The following is a 24206-nucleotide window of genomic DNA, read 5'->3' as shown; positions in this document are numbered from 1 at the left end:
CGCGCCGGAGGCAACTGTATGCACAGCGACGATCCACAATTTTTGATGCGTACAGCACGCACCGTGGGCTGGTCGCAGCTGGCGCTCATTGCTCTGGGAATCGCGACATCGATTCTCGTGGCCAAAGGCATTGACATCAATCTGTCGGCAGACGTGGAAGCCACAGCCCGCAACATGCTTGATGCCGAAACACGACTCAGAGCCAAGGCTTATCTTGCCTGCCTCGGTCTTGCCCTAGGGACCGTCGTAAATGTGGGACTGTTTCTGATCCTGCAAACTCACGGGAGATTGCTTGCCGGGTCTGCTCTTGTGATCAGTCTCATAGCGGCTCTGCTGTCGTTGCTTGGTGCGGTGTTCGCTATGAATGTGGCTGAATTAGCGAGTGCCCCGGCTTATGAATCCATCACCGACGATGCGCAAAGACTCATGCTCGCGGGTATGCAGGCCACCTCGGACTACACGTCTTTTCATTTGAGTCTTGTCATATCCAGTGTTGCCAATGCAGGCTTTTTTTACCTGTTTTTACGCTCAGGGCTTATTCCTATGGTGATAGCGGCCTGGGGCGTATTCGCCTCTTTATTGGTCGCGGTAGTGATCGTTGCCCGGGACTTCGTACCCGCTCTTGGTCAGTCCGGGATCACCATCAGCTTCATGGTCGCAAATCTTATTGCACTCATATCTTTGGGCCTTTATCTGGCTATTAAAGGTGTGCGAGTAGACTCCGCCCCTCTATAATCTGCAGGCTTTGCATGAGCCTCTCCCTTGATACCTGTTAACTGGCCTTTTGACCCTCGGCGCTCGCCGATTTTTTATGGCTGGATTGTTTGGTTTTTCTCTACCGCCGGATTCCTATTCAGCATCCCCGGCCAAACCATGGGCATGGCAGTCTTCACCGACACCTTTATCGAGGTGCTGGATCTCAGTCGAACTCAGGTATCCATGGCGTATTTGCTGGGCACCGTGGCCTCCTCCCTGTTTCTTACCCGCGCCGGACACTGGTACGACCAGCTCGGCGGTCGCGTCATGATCGCCGGATCAGCGGCGGCGCTGGGCGTAATGGTTCTGGTAATCAGTGGCGTTGATCAGCTCAGTGTACTGCTGGGAGGATCGACCCTTGTTACTTTTGTTCTGTTACTGCTTGCATTTTTTGGCGTACGCTTTTTTGGTCAGGGCGTTTTAACCAGCTGCTCGCGTAACGTTTTACTACTGTGGTTCGTCAAGCGCCGGGGCTTGGTCAGCGGTATTCGCAGCGTGTTCGTATCCTTTGGCTTTGCCATCGCACCACTGGCTATTGCGTTGCTGATAAGCTGCTTTGGCTGGCGGGGCGCCCTATGGTTTATGGGGCTTACGGTGGGAGTCGTATTTGCTGCACTGGCCCTGATCTTTATCCGTGACAACCCGGCTTCCTGTGGGCTTCAGGCCGACGGTGGCGACCCCGCTGACGCCCACTCTTTGCCTTTGGAAGCGCCATCAAAAACCATCGACGAAGCACGGCGCAGCCCCATATTCTGGATCTACTCCCTCAGCCTTGGCATGCATGCGCTGTTCGGCACGGCACTCACTTTTCATGTAGTTGCGGTGTTTGCTGAAAGCGGTTTGTCCGCCGCAACAGCCTTTGGCTATTTTTTACCCGCCGCCGTCTTCTCTACGGGAAGCAATCTTATCGCCAGCAGCTTTGTAGACCGACTAACACTCAAGCCCTTTCTCATCGTCATGCTGTCGGCACTGAGCTTTGGTGCCGTTGGGCTGATAAATCTCGAAGAAACTTGGGGCTACTGGGTACTTGCGGCCGGATTTGGCATCGGCGGTGGACTCTGGGGAGTAGTTTCCAATCTGGCGTTTATTCGCTTTTTTGGCCCCCTGCACCTGGGCGCAGTCAGCGGCTTTAACGCCTCCATATCGGTATTCGCCAGCGCCATAGGGCCCGCAGCCTTTAGCCTGGCCGTGGACCACTTGGGGAGCTACAACGCCGCAGCACAAATCTGTCTGTGCATGTTATTGGCACTACTTGTCGCTGCGCTCCTTGTTCGTCAGCGCGAGGTTGTTCACCTGACGCCTTAGCGTCGCTTGGATTGCAGGCTACGCCGCAATAACCCGCAAGCTCTGCTCTGGTTCATCCCAAGGCAAATGGTGGTCCTCCAGGATCACCAGGTTCTGGCGATTTACCAGGGTCATCTCGGCCTGATAACCGAGCAAGTCACGAATCTCACGGTCGGGGTTTGAGGCAATCAACGCCGCCTCATCCGAAGAGAAGTTTGATAAACCCCGGGCCACTTCCACGCCACGCTCATCATAGATATGCAGCACATCCGCCTTTTGAAAGGCCTGATGAATAGAAATCAGATCCGAGCAGGATACGCCACTCTCACTGTTCTCCAGCGCATCAGCGGCAGATTGCGAGAGCACCAGGCTACCCGCCATTTGCAATCGATCTGTTAACCACACTGCCCAAGCTGACTGCGGCGTCGACTTGGCCACGCATCGAGTATGGGGCCGCCTGTTCTGCAAAGCGGCAGAAATAGGATCATCGAGGATTCCGCGAGAAATGATCGTCTCGCACCCTGCATTCTGCGCCATGTTCGCAGCCTGCATCTTGGTAAACATGCCCCCGGTACCCAGAGAATTCGTACCGCTGGTTACGGCCAGATACTCACTAACATCATCCACTTTGTCGATGAGCTTGGCGCCCTCCTCATCGGGATTCTTGTCATACAGTCCATCAACGCTGGTAAGAATTACCAGATGCTGAGCCTGGATCATTTGCGCCACTTTTGCTGCGAGTCGGTCGTTATCACCTACCCGGATCTCTTCGGTGGTGATGGTGTCATTTTCGTTAACAATGGGCAGAACGCCCAACTCAAGCAGCTTATGAACCGTATTCTTGGTGTTTAAAAAACGTCGACGGTCCTCCATGTCATCCAGTGTGACCAGCACCTGCGCAATATCAAAACCATGCTCCAATGCGATCTGCTTGTAGGCATTGAGCAAGACAGGCTGTCCACAGGCAGCAGCTGCCTGTTTTTCTTGAATACCAGCACGTTCACTGTCGGACTTGAGTGCATTGAGACCCAGCGCCACGGAGCCTGAGGATGCTAACACCACCTCAAAACCCTGATCTCGAAGCGCAGCGATGTCGCTCAGGAGTCCATGCATAAATGCATATCGAGGGCGTAGATCCGGCGTATTCGCCAGTAAGCTGGAACCGACCTTCACGACGATGCGCGGCTTGTCGCGCTTCGCTGCGTGGCCGAACTCGGCAGGATCGGTGTCTAAAACAGTCATCTCAAGGGTCCTTTTGGTGATTTTCAATGGGCAACGCTTAACCGCGTCAGCGGAAAAAAGGCGCCGAATAGTTTGGGTTGAAAGTAGTTATTGACGACTAGGTTAACAGGTTTGCGGTGGCGATGTAACAGCGATGATCTATAAATTTATTAAAAACCAATATTTTCAATGATTTACCGACTAACGATGAGGTTGGAATGGAAATCGACGTTGATTGACTGCCATCATTTTACTTATACTGTGAAGGATTATTTGGGCGAAGATGCAAAATACCGCATTGCCCCGCACTCGCAGCTTCCCTAAGCGGGGAACAAAATCGGAGACCATCGCGGTTTATGAACAGCTCGACCCCTCACAAGAGCAAAGGCCAAGAGAGTAAAGGCGATAGTGAAACCATCGCCCCCGACGCTTCTGCAGTGCAGGTGCTGATGCTCGGCTGCGGCAGTATGGGCAGTGCCCTGCTTACGCAATGGCGAAATGTTGACGGGTTTGCCTTCACTGTTGTTTCGCCCAGTGGGCTACGACAATTTCCCGACACCGTTACGCAAGCTCGCTCACCCGAAGACCTGAGCGGCAAAAGATTTGACGTCATTGTCATCGGTTTGAAGCCGCAAATGATTGCTAATGTTCTGCCAGACTACCTGGAGTTTCTGGCGCCCCGAGGCTTATACCTGTCGCTTGCCGCAGGGTTTTCTATTACCTCCTTAATGGCAGTTACGCGAAGCAGGTCTGTCGCGCGAATCATGCCAAACCTTCCTGTATCGCTCGGCAAGGGAGTCAGCGGCCTATACGGAGCAGAAGATCTTAACCAGGAGCATCGGGCACTTATCAATAGCCTCATGGCATCAACCGGCCATGCCCTGTGGGTGTCCGGGGAAGACGCGCTGGATCGGGTCACTGCCATTGCCGGCAGCGGACCAGGTTACGCCTTTGAGTTTGCTCGCGCCTGGACCGGAGCAGCTCAGGCTCTTGGCTTTAGCGAGGAGCAGTCACGAGCGCTCGTACTAAAAACCGTCCAGGGAGCGGTGGAAATGGCTCTCAATACTGATGCCACCCTGGATGAGCTTCGGGATCGTGTTACCAGCAAAAATGGCACCACGCATGCAGGCCTTAGTGCACTCAACAACGACGAACAGTTGGACAATTTACTGAGCAACACGCTGCAAGCCGCCTATGCCCGAGCAGTCGAACTGCGCTGACCGCACCACCAAAGAACGACAACACAGGCCTCCTGAAATTCAGGGGGTCTAGCAACCGGCGTTTGCGCACTCACCTTTTATTAACTTTTATTGGCCAAGGAATTTAAAACTGTGACTACAGATCTGAGTAAAATCATTGAAAAGCCCGGTAAGCCTGTCGTATCGGCAGAGGATTATGTGCAAGGACTCGGCCTACGAGCACGCCAGGCAGCCAGAAAGCTTGCCAGCGCCACGACGGAACAAAAAAACCTGGCACTAACTGCAGCGGCCGAGGCTTTACGGGAAACGAGCTCTGAGCTGATAACGGCAAATGCACTGGATGTTGCCAACGCTCAGAAAGGAGGCAGGCCTGCCTCCTTCATAGATCGCCTGGAGCTCAATGAAGAGCGTATCGAATCCATGGCGACAGCCCTTGAGAAAATTACGGAACTTGCGGACCCCGTCGGTCGCAGTCTGATGGAGACCAAACGACCCAACGGACTAATGATTAGTCGCGTTGCCACACCCATCGGTGTAATCGGCATGATTTACGAGTCTCGCCCCAATGTCGGCGCGGATGCAGGAGCACTGTGCATCAAGTCTGGCAATGCCATTATCCTGCGAGGTGGCTCCGAGAGCCTCAACTCCAGTCGACTGATTGTTGAGGCAATGCAAAAGGGACTGGCGGCGGCACAGCTACCAGAAGACTGCGTGCAGCTCATAGACAGTACCGACCGTGCCGCAGTCGGCGCTTTGTTACGCTGCATCGATTACGTGGACCTGGTAATTCCTCGAGGTGGACGGAGCCTGGTGCAACTGGTGCGTGACGAAGCCAGAGTTCCAACGCTACTGCACCTCGATGGCAACTGCCACAGCTACGTGCACAGCGCGGCAAACCTCCAGAAATCCGTCGATATCGTGCGCAACGCCAAACTTCGTCGCACGGGAATCTGCGGAGCCACAGAGAGTCTCGTGGTCGACGACACAATCGCCAAGACCTTTATTCCTTTACTGGCAGACGCACTGGTCGGATGTCAGCTGCGCGGTGATCCACAGGCACGAGACTGTGACCCTCGCGTAATCGCAGCCAGCGACTCCGACTGGCGAGAGGAATATCTGGATGCAGTACTGTCGATCAAGGTTGTCTCGGGATTAGACGAGGCCTGCGCATTTATCAGCGAGCACTCCTCAGGGCATACTGAAGCCATACTGACAGAAGACCCTGAAGCAGCAGAAATGTTCCTCACGAACATAGACTCCGCTGTGGTTATGCACAATGCATCCACGCAGTTTTCTGACGGCGGAGAATTCGGCATGGGCGCAGAAATCGGCATTGCCACCGGGAAAATGCATGCCCGAGGCCCCGTTGGATTGGAGCAGCTCACGAGCTTCAAGTACCAGGTCCGCGGCGACGGACAAACCCGGAGCTAACAACATGTCTATATATACGCTGGCTTCACTGGCGGGATACTTCATGCTGATGATGGGTATCGGCGTCTATGCTTACCGCAACTCTACCAGCGACGTGTCTGAGTACATGCTCGGCGGACGAAAACTGCATCCGGCTGTGGGTGCCTTGTCCGCCGGGGCATCAGACATGAGTGGGTGGATGCTTATGGGGCTTCCTGGTGCGGTTTACCTGGCCGGCTTCAGTGCCGCCTGGATCGCTGTGGGACTACTTGCCGGAGCTTACCTGAACTACTTACTGGTCGCGCCACGCCTCAGGGTCTACACAGAGCTTGCGGATGATGCGATCACCATCCCCGACTTTTTTGAAAAGCGTTTTGACGATCAATCACGATATCTAAGGGTAATTTCCTCTCTCGTTATCGTGGTCTTCTTTACCCTGTACACATCTTCTGGTGTTGTTGCCGGTGGCAAGCTATTTGAAACTTCTTTTGGCCTAAGCTACGAATTGGGACTATTTTTGACGGCTGGTGTTGTGGTTGCATACACGCTGTTCGGTGGGTTTCTGGCGGTTAGCCTCACAGACTTTGTTCAGGGTGTGATTATGTTTATCGCGCTGATCATGGTCCCGGTGGTCGCAATCACGCAACTCGGTGGACTCCAAGCCACCGCGGCGCAAGCCTATAGCGTCGATCCCAAAATGCTCAGTTGGTTTAGTGGTGTCACTGCCATTGGACTCATCTCAAGTCTTTCCTGGGGACTGGGCTACTTCGGACAGCCACACATCATTGTGCGCTTTATGGCTATCCGATCTCTTGGCGATGTGGCGACCGCCAGGCACATAGGTATGAGTTGGATGCTCGTGACGGTAATTGGAGCGGTTGGAACAGGAATCGCGGGGGTCGCCTACGTCACCAGCACCTCCACACTACTCGAAGACCCCGAAACCATCTTCATACTCTTGTCGCAGCTGCTGTTTCATCCGTTGATCGGAGGGTTTTTGCTTGCCGCCATACTCGCTGCAATCATGAGCACGATTTCTTCCCAGCTATTGGTTTCATCGAGCTCGCTTACTGAAGATTTTTACAAAAACTTTGTTCGCCGCTCGGCGAGTCAGAAAGAGCTGGTATTGGTTGGGCGCCTGTCGGTGCTGGCGGTATCCATTGTGGCCGTGCTTCTTGCCTTTGATCGCTCGGCCTCGATCCTGTCATTAGTCAGTAACGCCTGGGCTGGTTTCGGTGCTGCTTTTGGCCCGATCATCTTGCTTAGCCTGTTCTGGAAGCGACTCACTCGCGATGGAGCTCTCGCCGGCATGATTACCGGAGCGGTCACCGTATTGCTGTGGATTTACGCCCCCCTGGAGATAGATGGCCAGCCTATGTCGGCTTACCTGTACGAAATTGTCCCGGGTTTTGCCTTTAGCAGCATCGCAGCGGTGGGTGTCAGCCTCCTGGGAAACCGCCCCGAGCGCGTCATAGGCCGACGACATGATTACCTCGCACTCACCATGGCAGGTCGCGCTGAGATAAGCACCGCCAAAGCTTGATTGAATCAACACAGGAACCCAAAATGAACCAGGCCATCACGCTTGAGAGTCGTCCTATGGCGAGCATTAATGACGGAGAACTGGACGCCATTCGCGCCCACCATGTGGCCGACGAAGGCGAAATACTCGCGGCACTCGCCGGAGGAGTCGGCATCGATCTGGAGCTACGCCAGCGTGCCCAGGTGCGCGCAGTGGATCTTATCGAGCGAATACGAAGCTCCGGTAAACCTGGGCTTATGGAAATGTTCCTCGCCGAATACGGCTTATCGACCAATGAAGGGATTGCCCTGATGTGCCTGGCCGAGGCCTTACTGCGAGTGCCCGACGCCGGCACCATCGACACGCTGATAGAAGACAAAATCGCGCCCTACGACTGGAGCCAGCACAGCGGGAAATCGGGTTCTGCGGTGGTCAACGCTTCCACTATCGCGCTGATGATGACCGGTCGCGTTTTGGACGACGATAATTCTGCCAGCGTTTCCGGCTTACTCAATCGCACAGTGAAGCGTCTGGGCGAACCGGTGGTACGTCTCGCGGTAAAACGCGCCATGCGCGAAATGGGCAATCAGTTCGTTTTAGGACAAAGCATTGAGGAGGCACTGGAAAGAGCCGAAGAAGAAACACGCCGTGGCTTTCGCTACTCCTTTGACATGCTGGGTGAGGCGGCGCTCACGCAGGCCGATGCAGATGCCTATTTCGAAGCCTATGCCAACGCCATTCGCGCAATCGGTAAATCAGCGTCAGGCGGTGCTATGCACGAGCGCCCGGGAATCTCCGTAAAGCTCTCGGCACTGCACCCCCGATTTGAGTATGCAAAGCAATCCAGACTAATCAACGAACTCGCGCCACGTCTAAATACCCTCGCTCGCCTTGCGCGCGACGCCAATCTTGGGCTCAACGTCGACGCAGAAGAGTCCCAACGACTTGAGCCGTTTTTGCATGTGGTCAAAGCAGCACTGTCTGATGAGACGCTCGCCGACTGGGATGGCTTTGGTGTTGTTGTACAGGCCTATCAAAAGCGTGCCGCACCTGTCATCGACTGGCTATATAAACTGGCGTCATCTTTGGATCGACGCATCATGGTGCGTCTGGTCAAAGGTGCGTATTGGGATTCCGAGATCAAGCAGGCCCAGGTAGAGGGTGTATCTGACTACCCGGTGTTCACCCGGCGCAGTGCCACTGATATGTCTTACATTTGCTGTGCGGCAAAGCTGCTGGGAATGACAGATCGCATCTATCCTCAGTTTGCCACCCACAATGCGCAAACTGCAGCGACCATCGTTGAACTTGCCGGTAGTCGTTCCGACTACGAATTCCAGCGACTACATGGCATGGGCGAGACACTGTTTAATCAACTCATTGCCGACGGCGCGAACTGTCGCATCTATGCGCCGGTGGGACCGCACAAGGATCTACTGGCCTATCTGGTTCGCAGGCTCCTGGAGAATGGAGCCAACTCCTCCTTTGTACATAAAGTTGTTGATCCGGCCTATACACCACTTTCGCTTGCGGCAGACCCGTTCTCGAACCTTGCCACCACACAAGCTCAGCGTCCCGCATCACTGTGCGACCCTGCGGACATTTACGCGCCGGACAGAAAAGCATCTCAAGGATGGGATCTAAATAACCACAAGGTTGTTGAAGCTCTGGATCTGGCAAGAGAGCACTTTGCGACGCATCAGTGGCAGGTGGAGCCGCTGCTAGCCTGCGCGGTAGATTCGAAGCAGGGGCGCGAAATTGTCAATCCCGCCAACCCCAAAGACGTAGTGGGCTATGCCATAGAGGCAAATATCAGCGACTGCCAGCGCGCTATCGCAGCGGCTAAGGACTGGAATGATGCCGGTGCACAGCAGCGCGCATTTAGCCTGCGCCTGGCGGCGGATCTGTTTGAAACCAATACCGGAGAACTAATGGCCCTGCTGGCCCGGGAGGCAGGTAAGTGCGCCGCCGATGCGGTGGCAGAGATACGCGAGGCCGTGGACTTCCTTCGCTACTATGCCAATCGCGGCGAAGATCTCGCCCATGGGGAGGCCAGAGGCATTGTCACCTGCATATCACCGTGGAACTTTCCCCTGGCTATTTTTACCGGTCAGATAGCGGCCGCGTTGGTCGCCGGTAATGGCGTCCTGGCGAAATCGGCGGAAACCACACCGTTAATTGCCGCCGCCGCGGTCAAACTTCTACACGCTGCAGGGGTGCCGCGAGAGGTGCTGCAGTTTCTTCCCGGCGAAGGTGTCACCGTGGGACAAGCACTCACCGCATCACCGGCCGTAGCGGGAGTATGCTTCACCGGATCTACAGCAACAGCCCAGGCGATCAACCGCAGCATGGCCACACACATGTCTCCGGCAGCACCTATCATCGCCGAAACCGGTGGTATTAACGCCGGCGTTGTGGACTCCACCGCACTCCCCGAACAAGCAATTCGAGATGCCCTGGCATCGGCCTTCCAATCTGCCGGGCAGCGTTGCTCCGCGCTGCGCATTCTTTACGTGCAGGACGACATTGCTGACATCCTTCTGGAAATGCTCCACGGCGCCATGGACGAACTGGATCTGGGCGACCCATGGTCCCTCGCAACAGACATAGGCCCGGTAATAAACTCCAATGCCCAAGAATCAATTCAGTCATACGTTCAGCAGGCCAAGCAAGAAGGCCGCTTGCTCAAGCAACTCGATGCACCACAGGGAGGTTACTTTGTTGGACCGGCGGTCATCGAAGTCACAGGCATCGCGGACATAGCGAGGGAAATCTTTGGGCCGGTATTGCACATAGCGCGCTTTAAGGCCGAGGATTTCGACAGCGTCATAAATGACATCAATGCCAGTGGTTATGGCCTCACCTTCGGCTTACACACGCGTATCGATGATCGGGTAAAAAATGTCTCTTCGGCCGTTCACGCAGGCAACATCTATGTGAATCGCAATCAGATTGGCGCGGTGGTGGAGTCCCAGCCCTTCGGTGGACAGGGATTATCAGGAACCGGACCCAAAGCCGGTGGCCCGCGCTATGTTCAGCGTTTTCAACGTCCAGCGGAATCATCACAGACAGACATTCCAGCTGTAACAGGACCTGCCGTAGAGGCATCCGCGGTGCAAGCTGCCATTGACGCACTGAGCTGGTATGAAGCCCAGGAACTTGAAAGCCAGGAGATGCCCGGGCCTACAGGAGAAGCTAATACCCTGACACTTTGGCCTCGGGGACTGGTGCTTTGCCTGGGGCCCAGCGCCCAGGATGCGACCTTACAGGCGGGCACCGCGCGACGCCGAGGTTGCCCGGCGCTCATGATTGCACCGGGAGTGGACCCTGCTCATGGTTTAGACGGTGTGCTTCCTCGAGCGGTGCTGACAACGCTACAGCATATTGCGGTGGTAGCCCTTTGGAGCGACGAGGTTGATCTTCGCAGTGCACGGCAAGCGCTGGCAGATCGCGAGGGCGCGCTCATACCCCTGGTAAGCGCCGCTGGTGAACTTGACAGCTACTGTGTACACGAGCGCCACAGCTGTATTGATACTACGGCCGCCGGGGGCAATGCGAGCTTGCTTGCTGCAGATAGCGATTGACTCGCGGTGCTGGCAGCTGGATTTAAAGCACCCATCGCAGCTATCCTGCCGTGCATAATAAGTGTCCCGCGGCGAAGACAGATCGCAAGTCGCTCGCGCGAAAAACGATAGAAGGTGGCTTAGTTATGAAGAACGTTCAAAATCGTCTTGCCACCAGATTTGCAACACTGTCGTTCGCACTCTGTGTCTCTGCAGGGGCCGCCGCTCAAGGCAATGATGATTTGCAGTGGTCGGTAACACCGTATTTGTGGGCCTCCACCACCGAGCTGGACCTGAGTTTTCGAGATACCTCAATCAGCCCGGAGGCAATCAGCTTTCGAGATCTGGTAGACACTCTGGATGCGGCTTTTATGGTGCAAACAGAGGTCGGCAGGGGGAACTGGAGCGCGTTTGGTGACCTGACCTACATAAAGACATCCAGCTCTGACCGGCGGGATCAACTGGCAATCGATATCAATAGTACTCAGGTATTTCTCGATGCGGCCGTTGCCTACTGGCCCCAGGGCGTCGGCACGTCCCTTAATGTGTTCGGCGGCCTCCGTCACTCGGGTTTTGATAATGACTTTGGTTTTACCGCTATCAACACTGATCGGCCGACCACCGTAAGGAGCTCGGACAAGGCTTATTACGACGTGCTGTTAGGTGTTCGTTATCAAAAGCCTGTGTCCGAGCGCTGGCAGCTTCGCACGTATGCCGACTACGCCTTTGGTGACTCCGACGGGGTTTTTGTTGTGCGCGGAAGCTTTGCCTATGCCTTTGGCAAATCCCGACAAAACCATGCGCTCGTTGGCTATCAATACAAAGAGGCAGAATTTACCGACGGTGACCTAACAAACGCTTTCAGCTATTACGGCCCGGTAGCTGGCATTGAATTCAGCTTCTAGTGAAACCGTATTTTTGCAGTAATCCATCACAACTCGATTTGTGGCCCTGCGCTGCCACTAAACAGCAGCGCAGGACTCAATATTTCTCCGCCTTTTAAATACGCACAAGGTAAACAGCTTTATGAATGTATTTCGAAATCGAAGGTCCCATTTACTGAGCGCTAAAGCACTCCATAGCATGTTGTCTGTCGCACTTATGGGTTCCGCTGCTGCGGTTCATGCCGCCGACAGTATCGCACCGGTAGATCAAGTGATCGACGGACTGGAACTTAGGGCCATCGGCCCTGCAATGATGGGCGGGCGCATCGCCGATATTGAGGTACACCCCCAAGACTCTGCGACCTGGTACATCGCCGTCGGCTCCGGGGGAGTCTGGAAGACAAGCAATGCGGGAATTACCTGGTCAGCGATTTTTGACGAGCAAAAGTCCTACTCCATCGGCGAGATCACCATCGATGCCCAGAACCCGAATACCATCTGGGTGGGCACGGGAGAAAACGTCAGCGGTCGCCACGTGGGCTGGGGTGATGGCGTCTATCGCAGCCTCGATGGCGGTAAGAGCTGGACCTCTATGGGGCTGGAGAAGTCCGAACACATTGGGCGGATTCTGGTAGACCCCAGAGATTCTAATCACATTCTTGTTGCCGCCGAGGGGCCGCTTTGGTCGTCCGGCGGTGACCGCGGCGTGTTTCGCAGCACCGATGGCGGCAAAAGCTGGAACGCTGTGCTGAGTGTCGATGACAAAACCGGCGCCACCGACCTGGAGTTTCATCCCAGCGATCCATCCATCGTATACGCGGCCACCTATCAGCGTCGACGCACGGTGTGGTCGTTCCTCGCCGGCGGCCCTGGATCGGGTGTTTGGAAGTCAACCGACAGCGGGGCTACCTGGCGCGAGCTAAGCAAGGGATTACCCAGCGAAAACGATGATCTGGAAGTCGGCAAGATCGGCCTTGCAGTTACTCCAGCAGACCCCGATCGCGTGTACGCAACGATCGAGGCGAACGACGGCGAGCAGGGCTTCTTTATCAGCCACGATCGCGGCGAAAGTTGGGAACGTAAAAACGAGTATATTTCTGGAGGAACCGGTCCGCACTATTATCAGGAGATCGAAGCATCTCCAACAGACCCCGACCGGGTCTATCAGATGGACGTATTCCTGCATGCCACGGCAGATGCAGGTGCAAACTTCGATGTTCTGGGCACAGGCCGGGCCAAACACAGTGACAACCACGCCCTTTGGATTGATCCCAAGGCGCCAGCGCACCTGCTTGCCGGAACGGACGGCGGTCTGTACGAAAGCTTCGATGATGGCACGACTTGGCGGCACTTCCCCAACCTGCCCATCAGCCAGTTTTATAAGGTGGCGGTGAGCGATCACTCCCCTTACTACAACGTCTTGGTCGGTGCCCAGGACCTCGGAACACTGCACGGACCGGCGCGGACTACGAACATAGAAGGCATTCGTAACCAGGACTGGTACGTTCCCTATGGCGCCGATGGCTATGGCGTGGCCTTTGACCTCTTCGATCAGAACGTCTTCTACCAGATGAGCCAGAAAGGAAACCTGATTCGGCATCATACGCAGAGTAAGGAAAACGTAAGCATCCGCCCTCAACCCGCTCCCGGGGACGATCCCGAGCGCTGGAACTGGGACTCACCGCTGGAAGTCAGTCCCCATAATCCCGGGCGAATCTACTTTGGCTCCCAGCGAGTTTGGCAAAGCGACGATCGCGGTGACGACTGGTCGGCCATTAGCGATGACCTCACCAGCAACAGCAATCGCTTCACTCTCCCCGTGGATGGGCGAGTACGCAGCACAGACGCGCTTTGGGACCTTGGGGCCATGTCTGGTTATGCGTCGTTAACGGCAATTTCAGAATCGCCTCTGCGGGCCGGGCGACTGTGGACTGGCAGCGACGACGGCCTGGTACATAGCAGCGCAAACGGCGGCCAGAGCTGGAAAAAAGTAAGTCCCTCTGGCCTGCCCAGGGGTGCGTTCATCAACGATGTAGAAGCCTCCCAGCACAACGAAAGCGGGGCCTTCGTGGCAGCGGACAACCACAAAACCGGCGACTATCGACCTATGCTCTTTGCCACGGACAACGATGGAAAAAGCTGGCGCAACATTAGTGGCGATCTACCCAAGGACGTGATCGTCTGGGCAATTCAGCAAGATCATATTGAACCGGGCCTGCTGTTCATTGCTGCCGAAAATGGACTCTATGTCACTCTTGATAGCGGCGAGCACTGGAAAAAACTCGGCGCTGGAGTCCCCACGGTACCCTTTAGAGATCTTAAATTGCAGCGCCGGGATAATGATCTGGTAGGTGCGAGCTTTGGACGCGGCGTGTATATCCTGGATGACTATCGCCCTCTGCGAGAAATGGCCGCAAATCTTCGCGAGCGTGACGAGGCTATACCCGGCAACGATGGTGGGCTCTTCGCCGTTCGCGACGCCTGGTGGTACATACCCTCGGTGCCGGGACAGGCCGCAGGCATTCCCAGTCAGGGCAGCACCGCCTATAAAGCGGCTAACCCGGAGCTAGGCCCGCTGTTCACCGCGTACCTGCCGGACGTGACGGCAACGCCGGCAGAAACGCGGCGCGATGGAGAACGCAGTCTTGCGGCAGCCGGAAAAAATATTCCATTTCCCGGCTGGGACACACTGAAAGACGAAGCGTCTGCTGGCGAAGCGCGGTATTACATCGAGATAAGTGACGCACAGGGTAATGCCGTTCGCCGCCTGAGCCTCGAGAAGAAGACCGGTTTGCAGCGTCTAAACTGGGACATGCGAGCGGACGCTCCCAATGCCATCAGCTTTCCCGACGGTAGTTTCCGCGCACCCTGGATGAGCGATCCCAAGGGGCCGCTTATGGCGCCGGGTGCCTACAGCGCGCAGTTGCTTCGCGTAGGACCCGAGACGGTCCAGACTCTGGGACGCCCCAGGGACTTTGAACTACAGGCGCTCGCCAACCTACCCAAGGGAACCGATTATCTGGCGTCGGTGACATTTCAGCGAGAGGTAAGCGACGCGCAGCGGCAGCTCTACGCCGTTGATGCAGCGCTGAAGGAGGTGACCGCGGACACGAAGTATCTTCGCGCAGCGGTGGATGCATCGCCGCTAAGTGACCCAACACTGCAGATGGCGATTGACACTCTGGAAGCAGAAGTTGCCGAGCTTAAAGTTATGCTGCGTGGAAACCCAGCGCGGCAACGGCTTAGCGAGGCCATGGCACACAGTGCCGCGCGGCGCATAGACTCTGCCGCCAATGCACTGAACACCCGTATGCCCCCCACGGAAAATCAGCGTGCGGACCTTCGCATAGGAAGCCAGAGCATGGACGACATCGTTGCGCGAGTCGCCACCTTACGTAATGGACAACTAGCGGATATCAAAAAAGCGCTGGCGGAAAGCGGAGCACCCTGGGTACCGGGTCAATCGCTCAACAAGTCATAAATACAGAGCGTAGATCGCAAAAGCCGGCAGCGCAAAACGCTGCCGGCTTTTTTATGCCTGATAAAACGCAATGATCGGACGTCTATAAAACCAAGCTACTCCCAGTCTGGCGCTGCCACCGCAGGGCCAGCAACAGCATTAAAAGCAGGCACATGGTCGTCAATCAATGTCTGCCACTGTGACATAGCCATCTGCCACTGCGGCCGCAGATCCTGCATACGCTCTCTCTGTCCTCGGGTAAGTCCCAACACCGCGTTGTTAGCCTGCTGGTAAACATCAATTAGGAAAGCATCAATACGTGGATGAAAATTCAGCACATCCTGAAAGGTCTCGCGCTGCGGTGTGGTTACTGACTTCTGCCACTCTTCCAAGGCCGATAACAAGGACTCCGCCGCCTCTGCGACTATGTCATCCCCTGCCTCTTTGGCCAGCGACTGGCGCAGCTGTACCTGCGTCTGAATACTTTGCAAACTCGCAACGCGAGCGTAGATCGCGTCGATCATCCCAAAGGCTTCTGCTACAAAGGCTTGCTGCTCCTTGATCGCAGCCTCATCGTAGCTATTGATGGGGTCCCAGCTAACGTCCACAGACTGCTCAACACTGTCTTCACCGAGTTGCAGACGTAAGGTGTAGGTACCCGGCGCCACTGCATAACCTGCAATAGCCTTATCTGCACGGGATCCGTAAACCACATCATAATCCAGCTCAGTAGTAGCATCAGTACGCAGATCCCAAACTACGCGATTGAGCCCCTTTTCTGCGGGCAAGGCCATGGCCGAACCAGCACCACCACCTTCGGCCCCCTTCTTGGCATCTGCCTCGATGCGGCGAACAAGACCACCCTCGGCGTTCAATATCTCCAGCGTCAACGACTGCTCTTCAAGATCGGGTTCTTCGGCCAGGGTGTAGTACAACACGGCCCCATCAGGTGCGCTCGGGGCGACACTCTCGCCGCCTCCAGCGCGACCTTTGGTCGGTGTCAGACGTATAGCCGGGGACGGTGAATACAAGTGCGCGGCAGCAGATACCTGTGCAGGCTCAAACTGTCGCAGGGGCGTAATATCATCAATCACCCAAAACGCACGACCCTGAGTCGCAAGGACCAGATCATTGCGTCGCACCATGAGGTCGGTGATCGGCACAATGGGAAAATTACCCTGCAACGCCTGCCAATCTTTACCACTGTTGAAGGAGATATAGAGACCTCGCTCCATGCCCGCAAACAACAAACCAGCACGCTGGGAATCCTCACGCACTACCCGCACAAAATGCGATTCCGGAAGACCATCGGCGATGGATGACCAGCTGCGTCCGTAATTGGACGTACGATACACATAGGGCTGGTTATCGCCCTCCTTGTATTTCATAACCACGACATAGGCTACCGCCGGATCATGTGGCGACACTTCGATGGAATTGATCAGCCCTCGACCAACATTCCGCGGAGTCACATCCTTCCAGTTTTCACCACCATCACGAGTGACATGCAGCAGGCCATCGTCACTGCCCACCCACAGCGTGTTCGCATCATGGGGACTCTCCGCAAAGGAGAAGATGGTGTTGTACTGCTCGATGTTTTCATTGGTATAGGGACCAGAACCCTGCCCCTGCTTGTCAGCCTCGTTGCGTGTCAGGTCCGGGCTGGCCTCTACCCAGTCAAAACCGCGATTCATGGACTTCAACAAGACATTGCCGCCGTGATACACCACTTTGGGATCATGCACCGATACATGAATCGGGGCGTTCCAGTTAAAGCGGTACTTGGAATCGCTCGCCAGCTGTCCCAGACCTGTTTCGGCATAGGCCTTGATTGATCGACTGGTGCGAGTCTGCGTATCAAACTCGTCAATCAGACCCAGATAACAGCCTGCGTAGGTGTAGCGCGGATCTTCGGGATCCATGGCAACGTAAGCGCTCTCACAACCTCCGTGCACTTCCCAATCGTCCCGGCCTATCTGACCATCGCGGGAGCGACTCTTGATCGCCACGGTTGAGTTATCCTGCTGACCGCCGTAAATACGGTACTCAAAAGCGTTGTCAGTGTTTACCCGGTAGAACTGCGCAGTGGGTTGATTGTCTTGACGGGACCAACTCGCCGCACCATCAAACGACACATTGGCGCCGCCATCGTTGGCGTTGACCATCCAGCGGGAGTTATCAGGATTGATCCAAAGGTAGTGATTGTCGCCATGGGGCGTAGACACCTGATTAAAGGTCTTGCCACCATCAATAGACTTCATGAACGGTGCATTGAGGACGTAAACCGTGTTCTCATCGTTAGGGTCAGCAAACACATGCATGTAGTACCAGGAGCGCGCACGAAGAATCCGCTCCTTGTTGACCTGAGCCCAGCTATCTCCATTGTCGTCGGAGCGATACAAACCACCCTCATCGCCTTCGGCTTCAATAATGGCCCAGACCCGACCGGACTTTGCGCCAGACACAGCAACACCTAACTTGCCCATTCCGTCAGGGAGATCATCGACCAGGCGCTCCCAGCTTTCGCCACCATCCGTGGAGCGCCAAATGCCGCTGCCCTCTCCCCCGGAGCGAAGCTTCCAGGGGCTGCGCTGGTTGTCCCACATCGAAGCAAAAAGGATTCGCGGGTTACCTGGATCAATGGCGAGATCTACCGCACCGGTGCTGTCATTAAGCGGCTCCAATACGCGACGCCAGGTCTTACCGCCATCAGTGGTCTTGAAAACACCACCGTCATCTGCCGGCGCATAGGTATTGCCCTGCGCCGCAACCCAGATGGTGTCCGGATCTTTGGGATGAATGCGGATTTCACCGACCTGGCGCAAGTGGTCAAATCCGATATGCGTCCAACTTTTTCCGGCATCGGTGGACTTGTATACACCGTCGCCCTGGGATGAGGCGATGTTTCGAAATGGCGACTCACCCATACCTACAACGACGACGTTGGGGTCCGACGCAGCTACCGCGATGGCACCGACTGCAGATGAACCAAAGTCCTCATCCGAGACTGGATACCAACTGGCTCCCGCATTGTCAGTTTTCCAGACTCCACCGGTGGTACCCATGTAGTACACATGGGGGTTTTCTCGAACACCAACGGCAACGGTTGCCCGTCCTCCACGAAATGGGCCGACGTTTCGCGCTTCAATCCCGTCAAAGAACGCTCGCTCATCGTCGACACTTTGAGCGACAGGGGACATCCCCAAAAAGACCATACCCAGACAGGCAAAAAACAGCGCTGGCTTCATGATTAACCCTCAAAAACGATTAGTTTGTTATGGAAATACCGTCAGCGGAAAAGTATATGTCAGAATCATGCACAACGAACGACTGACCACTCAGGGAATACGCTCCATGCCAACAACTCTCCGTTCTCAAGCGATTCTGAAAAACTCCGGATTACGAAGCGTCGCTACTGTGTGCGGACTGTTCCTGTCGCTGGTTTTGAGCGCGGCACCCCGGGCTACAGAACAAGCGCCCCTCCACCTGGACGACCTCTTTGCTTCCCCGAGCTTATTTGGCACCGTACCTTCACCACCAAAGTGGGCCCCCGATAGCCAGCGCTTTGCATTCACCTGGAACGACAAGGGCCTGCCAGATAGAGAGTTATGGCTGGCTTCAGCGGACGGCAAGGAGCTTCGCCGCCTGTCCTCGCCCCAATTCGCCCTGTACTCGTCGACCCGCGAATTTGCCTGGCGCAGTAATAGCAAGAACATCCTGATGCTTCGCGGTAATGAGCTTTGGCAGTTAGACATTGATGATTCCAAGGCCCGGCGACTAGGCGATCTTGGCCCGGGAGCGTCTAATCTCGGCTTAGCCCCAGATGATCAAAAAGTAGCATTTCTCAAAGACGGCAACCTATGGATCTTTGATCTGCAGACCAACAGTTCCAGCGCAATCACCGATATCGGAATTCCGGGACTATCGGCCCTATCTATTGGACGCTATAACCGCCCTGAACGGGAGATTGGCCCCGGCATCTGGGGAGGCCCCACCTACGTCTGGTCTCCCGACAGTCGGACTATCGCAGTGCATCTGGTCGATCGTCGGCAGATGCGCAAAGTACCTTTCCCCGACTATCTTTCCAGCGAGACGGCACCCAACGAAATCCGCCGGGGCTACCCGGGTGATGCAAACGAGTCGCGCACCGTGGGACTCATAGATGTGGCTGAAGGTAAGCTCCAACTGCTCCCCCTACAAAACACCTCGGCGAACCAGGTTGTCGGATTCTCCTGGTCATCAAAAGGTGTGTTGCTGCTGGATGTTGCGTCCGACACGGCAGAAGATCGCTGGCTCTATACGGTGGATGCCCAGCAGCGTTTAAAAGAAGTTTGGCACAAGCAACGTAAGAGCCGCATTTACACATCCTTCGCCTCACAGTGGCATCCCAATGGTGAAGATATTATTTTTCTCAGTGATCTTGAGGATCGCTACGGGCTGTACATGATCGATGCACTTGCTGAAACACAATCACCAAGGCTCTTGAGCAACCCCGAGGCTGATGTACTGAGCGCACCCATAATGGCAGGCGCGGGCAGCATTTTTTACACAGCCAATGCACCGAATGCCTCGGAAAGTCAGGTTTTCGTAATTAGACCCTCACAGGCAACGGCCCAACGAGTCACGCCGCTTTCGGGGCACAGCTCGGGCTATCCCTCGCCCGATGCAAGTCATGTGGCTTTTGTGCACAGCAACGATACCCAGCCAGCCGAGATTTATAGCGTAAGCACCATGGGCACAAAGCTGCACCGCGTTACCCACTCCCCCCTTGAGGCCTTCAGCGAGCGGGAATGGGCGCGGAGTCGCTACCTTAGCTTTCCCAGCGGCATCGATGACTACCAACTCCACGCTCGGATTCTCGAGCCAGCAACACTGGATCCAGAAAAAAAGTATCCAGTGTTATTTGGCCCCATGTATTCCAATACTGTTCGCAATCGCTGGGGAGGTGTGTACAACCGGGTGCAACAGCTGCTGGTGCAAAAGGGATACATCATCGTGCAGGTCGATATGCGCGGCAGCACCGGTTACGGCAGGGACTTTCGTGAAGAGTTTCTGGTGGACTTTGCCGGGGACGACATCGAAGACATAGTCAGCACTGTGGAATATTTAAAAACCGTTCCTTACATGGACACCGAACGCATGGGCATCTGGGGAAGCAGTTACGGTGGCACGCTATCGATTTATACACTTTTGAAGAAACCCGGGCTGTTTCGCGCAGGTGTCGCGGCTGCGGCGGCGGTAGACCCGCACTTTTTTGGTACTGATGATGTAGCCATCGTTCGTCGACCGGATACACATCCAGAGGTGTTTCTAAATATGGCTGCTCGCTATGCGGCGAATCTCGAAGATCACTTGTTGATCATTCATGGGATGCAGGATCAGGTGGTACCTTTTAAAACAACCGCGACCCTGGCTGATCTATTGATCAAGGAAGGCAAAGACTTTGACTTTGCCTTTGCTCCCGGTGCGACTCACAGCTGGAGCCGCGAAACACACTACTCCCGCTACTTGTTCGGCAAGCTGGTCGCGCATTTCGATCGCTACCTCATGCCCTAGACAGGCCCCTCTCTGATTAGCTACCACCCATCACAGGGCAAGAGGGTACACTTGAATCCATAATGGTCGTATCAATACGGCTGATGCTAATACACTGTTTTTAGGGAGTAACCCCAGCGTGATCCACACGGCGAACCAATCCACCAAAGTTCGAGCATTGCTCAGCAGCTGCCTTATCGTCACGGCTCTAAGCGGGTGCAGCAATCAGATGGCCAGCAACACCGCCACCGCACCGCCAGCGGTCATCGCCGCTTTGGAAGCTGCGGCCCGCGGTGAATCTCACCCGGACGATCTGCATCCGGATACCGCAAGGTCCGGTAAAGCCATGACGGCTCTCCAGGCGGCTTTCGATGTAAAACACTACACACTTTCACTCAAAGTGATGCCGGACACTCGCTCCATTGAAGGCAGTGTTGCGGTGAACTTTGAAGCCTTAAGCGCACTGGACACTATACAGCTGGACCTGGATCCCAAGCTCGACATCTATAGCGCCATGCTGGGCAGTACCGAGCTGAAGGTCCGCCGCGAGGGTGGCTCCTTCATGGTAACGCTCCCTTCAACCCTGGAGGCCGGCAACCACAGCACGGTGACCGTGGCCTACGGCGGCAAGCCTCATGTGGCTCTGGCACCACCCTGGTTTGGTGGTTTCGTTTGGTCCGAGGTAAATGGAACGCCCTGGTTTGCCACAGCTGTACAGGGTGACGGCTGTGACCTGTGGTGGCCGTGTAAGGACAACTTTGCCGATAAGCCCGACAACGGAGTCGAGCTGGCTATTTCCGCACCCAAAGGTGTAAAAGTCGCTTCGGTGGGCGTTCTTACCGGTATGGATGAAGGTGATGACGGTTTCGATACCTGGCACTGGCGTTCGCGACACCCCTACTCAGGCTACGCCGTTGCTATTAATGGTGGCCCCTTCGAACTCATTGAGGCCGAATACGCGGGCATCAACGGCAGTAGTTATCCCATCCAATTTTGGGCTCTGGAAGAAAATGCCGACAAAGCCCGGGCTCTGGTCGATTCAGACGTCATACCAGACCTCGAGTTCTTTGAGCGGATCCTGGGACCCTATCCCTGGGGTGATGAAAAAGCAGGCTTTGTAGAAACGCCGCATCTGGGTATGGAGCACCAGACTATCAATGGCTACGGAGAGCAGTACAAACGTGGTCGCTATGGCTTCGACGGACTCCTGCATCACGAGCTCGCTCACGAGTGGTTTGGCAACGTCATGACCCATGCCAGACCAGAGGATGCCTGGCTGCACGAAGGTTACGGAGCGTACATGCAGGCGGTGTACGCCGAAGAAACTGTCGGGGCCATAGGCTATTACGATCAGATGTACGGTGCCTATACGAACAACGAGCACTGCCTGCCGGTTGCTAACCCAGCAGTGGAGGATGCCGGTGAGGCATTCGACAATAGAGACATCTACACAAAAGGCTCCTGGATGCTCCACAGCCTGCGTCGCTATATTGGCGAAGAGGCGTTTTGGGCGGGTACGCGACGAGTGATCTACGACACCGCCGAGCCCTGGTCGCTGAGCTACCCCATTCAATCGCGCTATCGTTCTACCGAAGACTTTATCGCCATCATGTCTGATGAGGCGGGTGAAGATGTTTCCTGGATTGTCGAAACCTATCTGCGTGAAGCGGGCATGCCGGAACTCATAAGCTCCCGGGGCGATGGAAAACTCTCGCTCGAGTGGAGCGTACCCGGTGATCGCGATTTTCCCATGCCCGTGGATGTCAGCATTGACGGCAAAATCCACGTATTGGACCTGTCATCGGGCGCTCAGTCCATTGAGGTACCCAAGGGCGCAAGAGTGCTTGTTGATCCCGACAGCAAGATTCTGCGATCACTGCCCATCATCGGAGACTGTAGTGAGCAAACCGATGAGCAGATACAGAACAACATAGACCGCTTCACACGAATGGCGAAAGACTTCGGATGGCAGAGAGACTGAACATGAGAAAGCATAACGGTATTTTTACAAGACTAGGCAATCTGGCGCTAGCCCTGGGCTGCCTCACAGCCCTCACTGGCACTTTGGCCCAAAGTCAGGAGTTAGTGGATCCGCGTATGCCCCAGATTCTTGATCTGGATGAGCGGGCCGCCGTGGTGGACGGCTGGTTAAGAGATCGTCTGGACACCTTGGTCGAACCGCTGATGCGCCGGGAAGGCGTCGACATGTGGATTTTGGTGGCCGGCGAGTATGACGAAGATCCCGTCGTTAAAACCATGCTGCCCGCGACCTGGCTCGCCGCCCGGCGCACCACCATTATGATTTTTCATGATCGCGGCGGGGACGCCGGCGTTGAACGCATGGCCGTAGCCCGCTATCCCGTAGCAGACCTTTTTCCGGCGGCCTGGAACCCCGAGGAACAGGGCGATCAGTGGGAACGCGTTGCCGAAATCGTTCGCGAGCGCGACCCCCAGAGCATCGCAATTAACACCTCCGACGACTTCCCGCTTGCCGACGGTCTCAGTGCCGGAATGCGACGCAAGCTGGAACATGCGCTGGGCCCTCTCAGCGACAGACTGGTAGAAAAAAATGGCCTTGCGCTGGGCTGGTTGGAAACCCGCAGCGAGGCCGAAATAGCCAGCTATCCGCAGATCGTGCGGATTGCCCACGCCATAATCGCCGAAATGTTCTCTGAGGCAACTATCACCCCCGGGATAACCACCACCGGCGATTTGCGCTGGCACTTACGACAGCATATTTCCGACCTGGGACTCAGTACCTGGTTTCATCCCAGCGTGCACGTACAAAGAGCCGAGCAATCAACGTTCTCCATTGCGAACATGAGCATCGATAGTGGTGATGTGATCATGCCCGGAGATTTTCTGCACGTGGATTTTGGAATCACCTACCTGAGACTCAACACCGACACCCAACATCACGCCTATGTGCTGCGCCCCGGGGAGACCGAAGCACCACAAGGATTGCGCGATGGTCTGGCCACAGCCAACAAGGTGCAGGACGCCCTGCTGGCCGCATTTAAAACCGGCCGCTCAGGTAACGATGTACTCGCCGCTGCACGCAAGACTGTCGAAGCACAAAACATCACTGCGACAATTTATACGCACCCTATTGGACTTCAGGGACATGGCGCGGGCGCATCCATAGGCTCCTGGGAAGACCAAAGCCCCAAAAAGGGTCCTCGCGGCAGCTACCCGGTAAACCCCAACACAGCCTGGTCTATTGAATTAAATGCCGAAGCCGCAGTGCCGGAGTGGGACGGGAAAGTCGTACGTTTCATGACTGAAGAAGACGCGTTCTTTGACGGCGAAACTGTGCGTTACCTGGATGGTCGACAAACCGAGATCACCTTGATCCCGCGGCAGCACTAAGCA

At 55.6% G+C, this 24206-nt stretch carries 13 protein-coding genes; 11 read left to right on the top strand and 2 right to left on the bottom strand.

The window, feature by feature from the left end; genetic code table 11:
* Positions 1-18: 18 nt before the first annotated feature.
* Positions 19-735: a DUF4386 domain-containing protein gene (locus tag R0135_RS13725; protein ID WP_407347476.1), complete on the top strand. Its 717-nt coding sequence runs from the start codon at positions 19-21 to the stop codon at positions 733-735.
* 27 nt (positions 736-762) lie between these two features.
* Positions 763-2061, top strand: a complete 1299-nt coding sequence (locus R0135_RS13720; RefSeq protein WP_407347474.1) for a nitrate/nitrite transporter — start codon at positions 763-765, stop codon at positions 2059-2061.
* An 18-nt stretch (positions 2062-2079) separates the two neighbouring features.
* Here R0135_RS13720 and proB read toward each other — a convergent pair whose 3' ends face one another.
* A complete protein-coding gene (gene proB, locus R0135_RS13715; protein WP_407347472.1) occupies positions 2080-3282 on the bottom strand; it encodes a glutamate 5-kinase in 1203 nt (400 codons plus the stop codon).
* A gap of 335 nt (positions 3283-3617) precedes the next feature.
* On the opposite strand from proB, the gene R0135_RS13710 reads away from it, so the two are divergent.
* From R0135_RS13710 to R0135_RS13685, 6 genes are all read left to right on the top strand, one after another.
* Complete coding sequence (locus tag R0135_RS13710) at positions 3618-4481, top strand: pyrroline-5-carboxylate reductase family protein (RefSeq protein ID WP_407347471.1); 864 nt, start codon at positions 3618-3620, stop codon at positions 4479-4481.
* 111 nt (positions 4482-4592) lie between these two features.
* Positions 4593-5891 carry a glutamate-5-semialdehyde dehydrogenase gene (locus R0135_RS13705; RefSeq protein WP_407347469.1) on the top strand — a complete coding sequence of 433 codons (1299 nt, stop codon included), beginning with the start codon at positions 4593-4595 and terminating at the stop codon, positions 5889-5891.
* A gap of 4 nt (positions 5892-5895) precedes the next feature.
* Positions 5896-7413, top strand: a complete 1518-nt coding sequence (gene putP, locus R0135_RS13700) for a sodium/proline symporter PutP (RefSeq protein ID WP_407347467.1) — start codon at positions 5896-5898, stop codon at positions 7411-7413.
* Between the two features lie 23 nt (positions 7414-7436).
* Positions 7437-10976: a bifunctional proline dehydrogenase/L-glutamate gamma-semialdehyde dehydrogenase PutA gene (putA, locus tag R0135_RS13695; protein WP_407347465.1), complete on the top strand. Its 3540-nt coding sequence runs from the start codon at positions 7437-7439 to the stop codon at positions 10974-10976.
* 125 nt (positions 10977-11101) lie between these two features.
* Positions 11102-11860 (top strand): hypothetical protein, encoded by a 759-nt coding sequence (locus tag R0135_RS13690; protein ID WP_407347463.1) that lies wholly within the window; start codon positions 11102-11104, stop codon positions 11858-11860.
* Between the two features lie 178 nt (positions 11861-12038).
* Positions 12039-15320 (top strand): VPS10 domain-containing protein, encoded by a 3282-nt coding sequence (locus tag R0135_RS13685; protein WP_407347462.1) that lies wholly within the window; start codon positions 12039-12041, stop codon positions 15318-15320.
* Positions 15321-15415: 95 nt separating this feature from the next.
* On the opposite strand, the gene R0135_RS13680 is transcribed toward R0135_RS13685, so the two are convergent.
* Positions 15416-18547 carry a WD40/YVTN/BNR-like repeat-containing protein gene (locus tag R0135_RS13680; RefSeq protein WP_407347460.1) on the bottom strand — a complete coding sequence of 1044 codons (3132 nt, stop codon included), beginning with the start codon at positions 18545-18547 and terminating at the stop codon, positions 15416-15418.
* 106 nt (positions 18548-18653) lie between these two features.
* Between R0135_RS13680 and R0135_RS13675 the strand changes: the two genes are divergently transcribed.
* The 3 genes from R0135_RS13675 (at position 18654) to R0135_RS13665 (ending at position 24203) form a co-directional block, all read left to right on the top strand.
* Complete coding sequence (locus tag R0135_RS13675) at positions 18654-20855, top strand: prolyl oligopeptidase family serine peptidase (RefSeq protein ID WP_407347458.1); 2202 nt, start codon at positions 18654-18656, stop codon at positions 20853-20855.
* Between the two features lie 118 nt (positions 20856-20973).
* Positions 20974-22815, top strand: a complete 1842-nt coding sequence (locus R0135_RS13670) for a M1 family metallopeptidase (RefSeq protein ID WP_407347456.1) — start codon at positions 20974-20976, stop codon at positions 22813-22815.
* Between the two features lie 2 nt (positions 22816-22817).
* Positions 22818-24203 (top strand): M24 family metallopeptidase, encoded by a 1386-nt coding sequence (locus tag R0135_RS13665; protein ID WP_407347454.1) that lies wholly within the window; start codon positions 22818-22820, stop codon positions 24201-24203.
* Positions 24204-24206 lie beyond the last annotated feature (3 nt).

Source organism: Congregibacter variabilis, assembly GCF_045689235.1.
GTDB classification, from domain to species: Bacteria; Pseudomonadota; Gammaproteobacteria; order Pseudomonadales; family Halieaceae; genus Congregibacter; species Congregibacter variabilis.
Note: the sequence above shows the minus strand (reverse complement) of the source record. Positions and strands in the feature narration are given on the sequence as shown.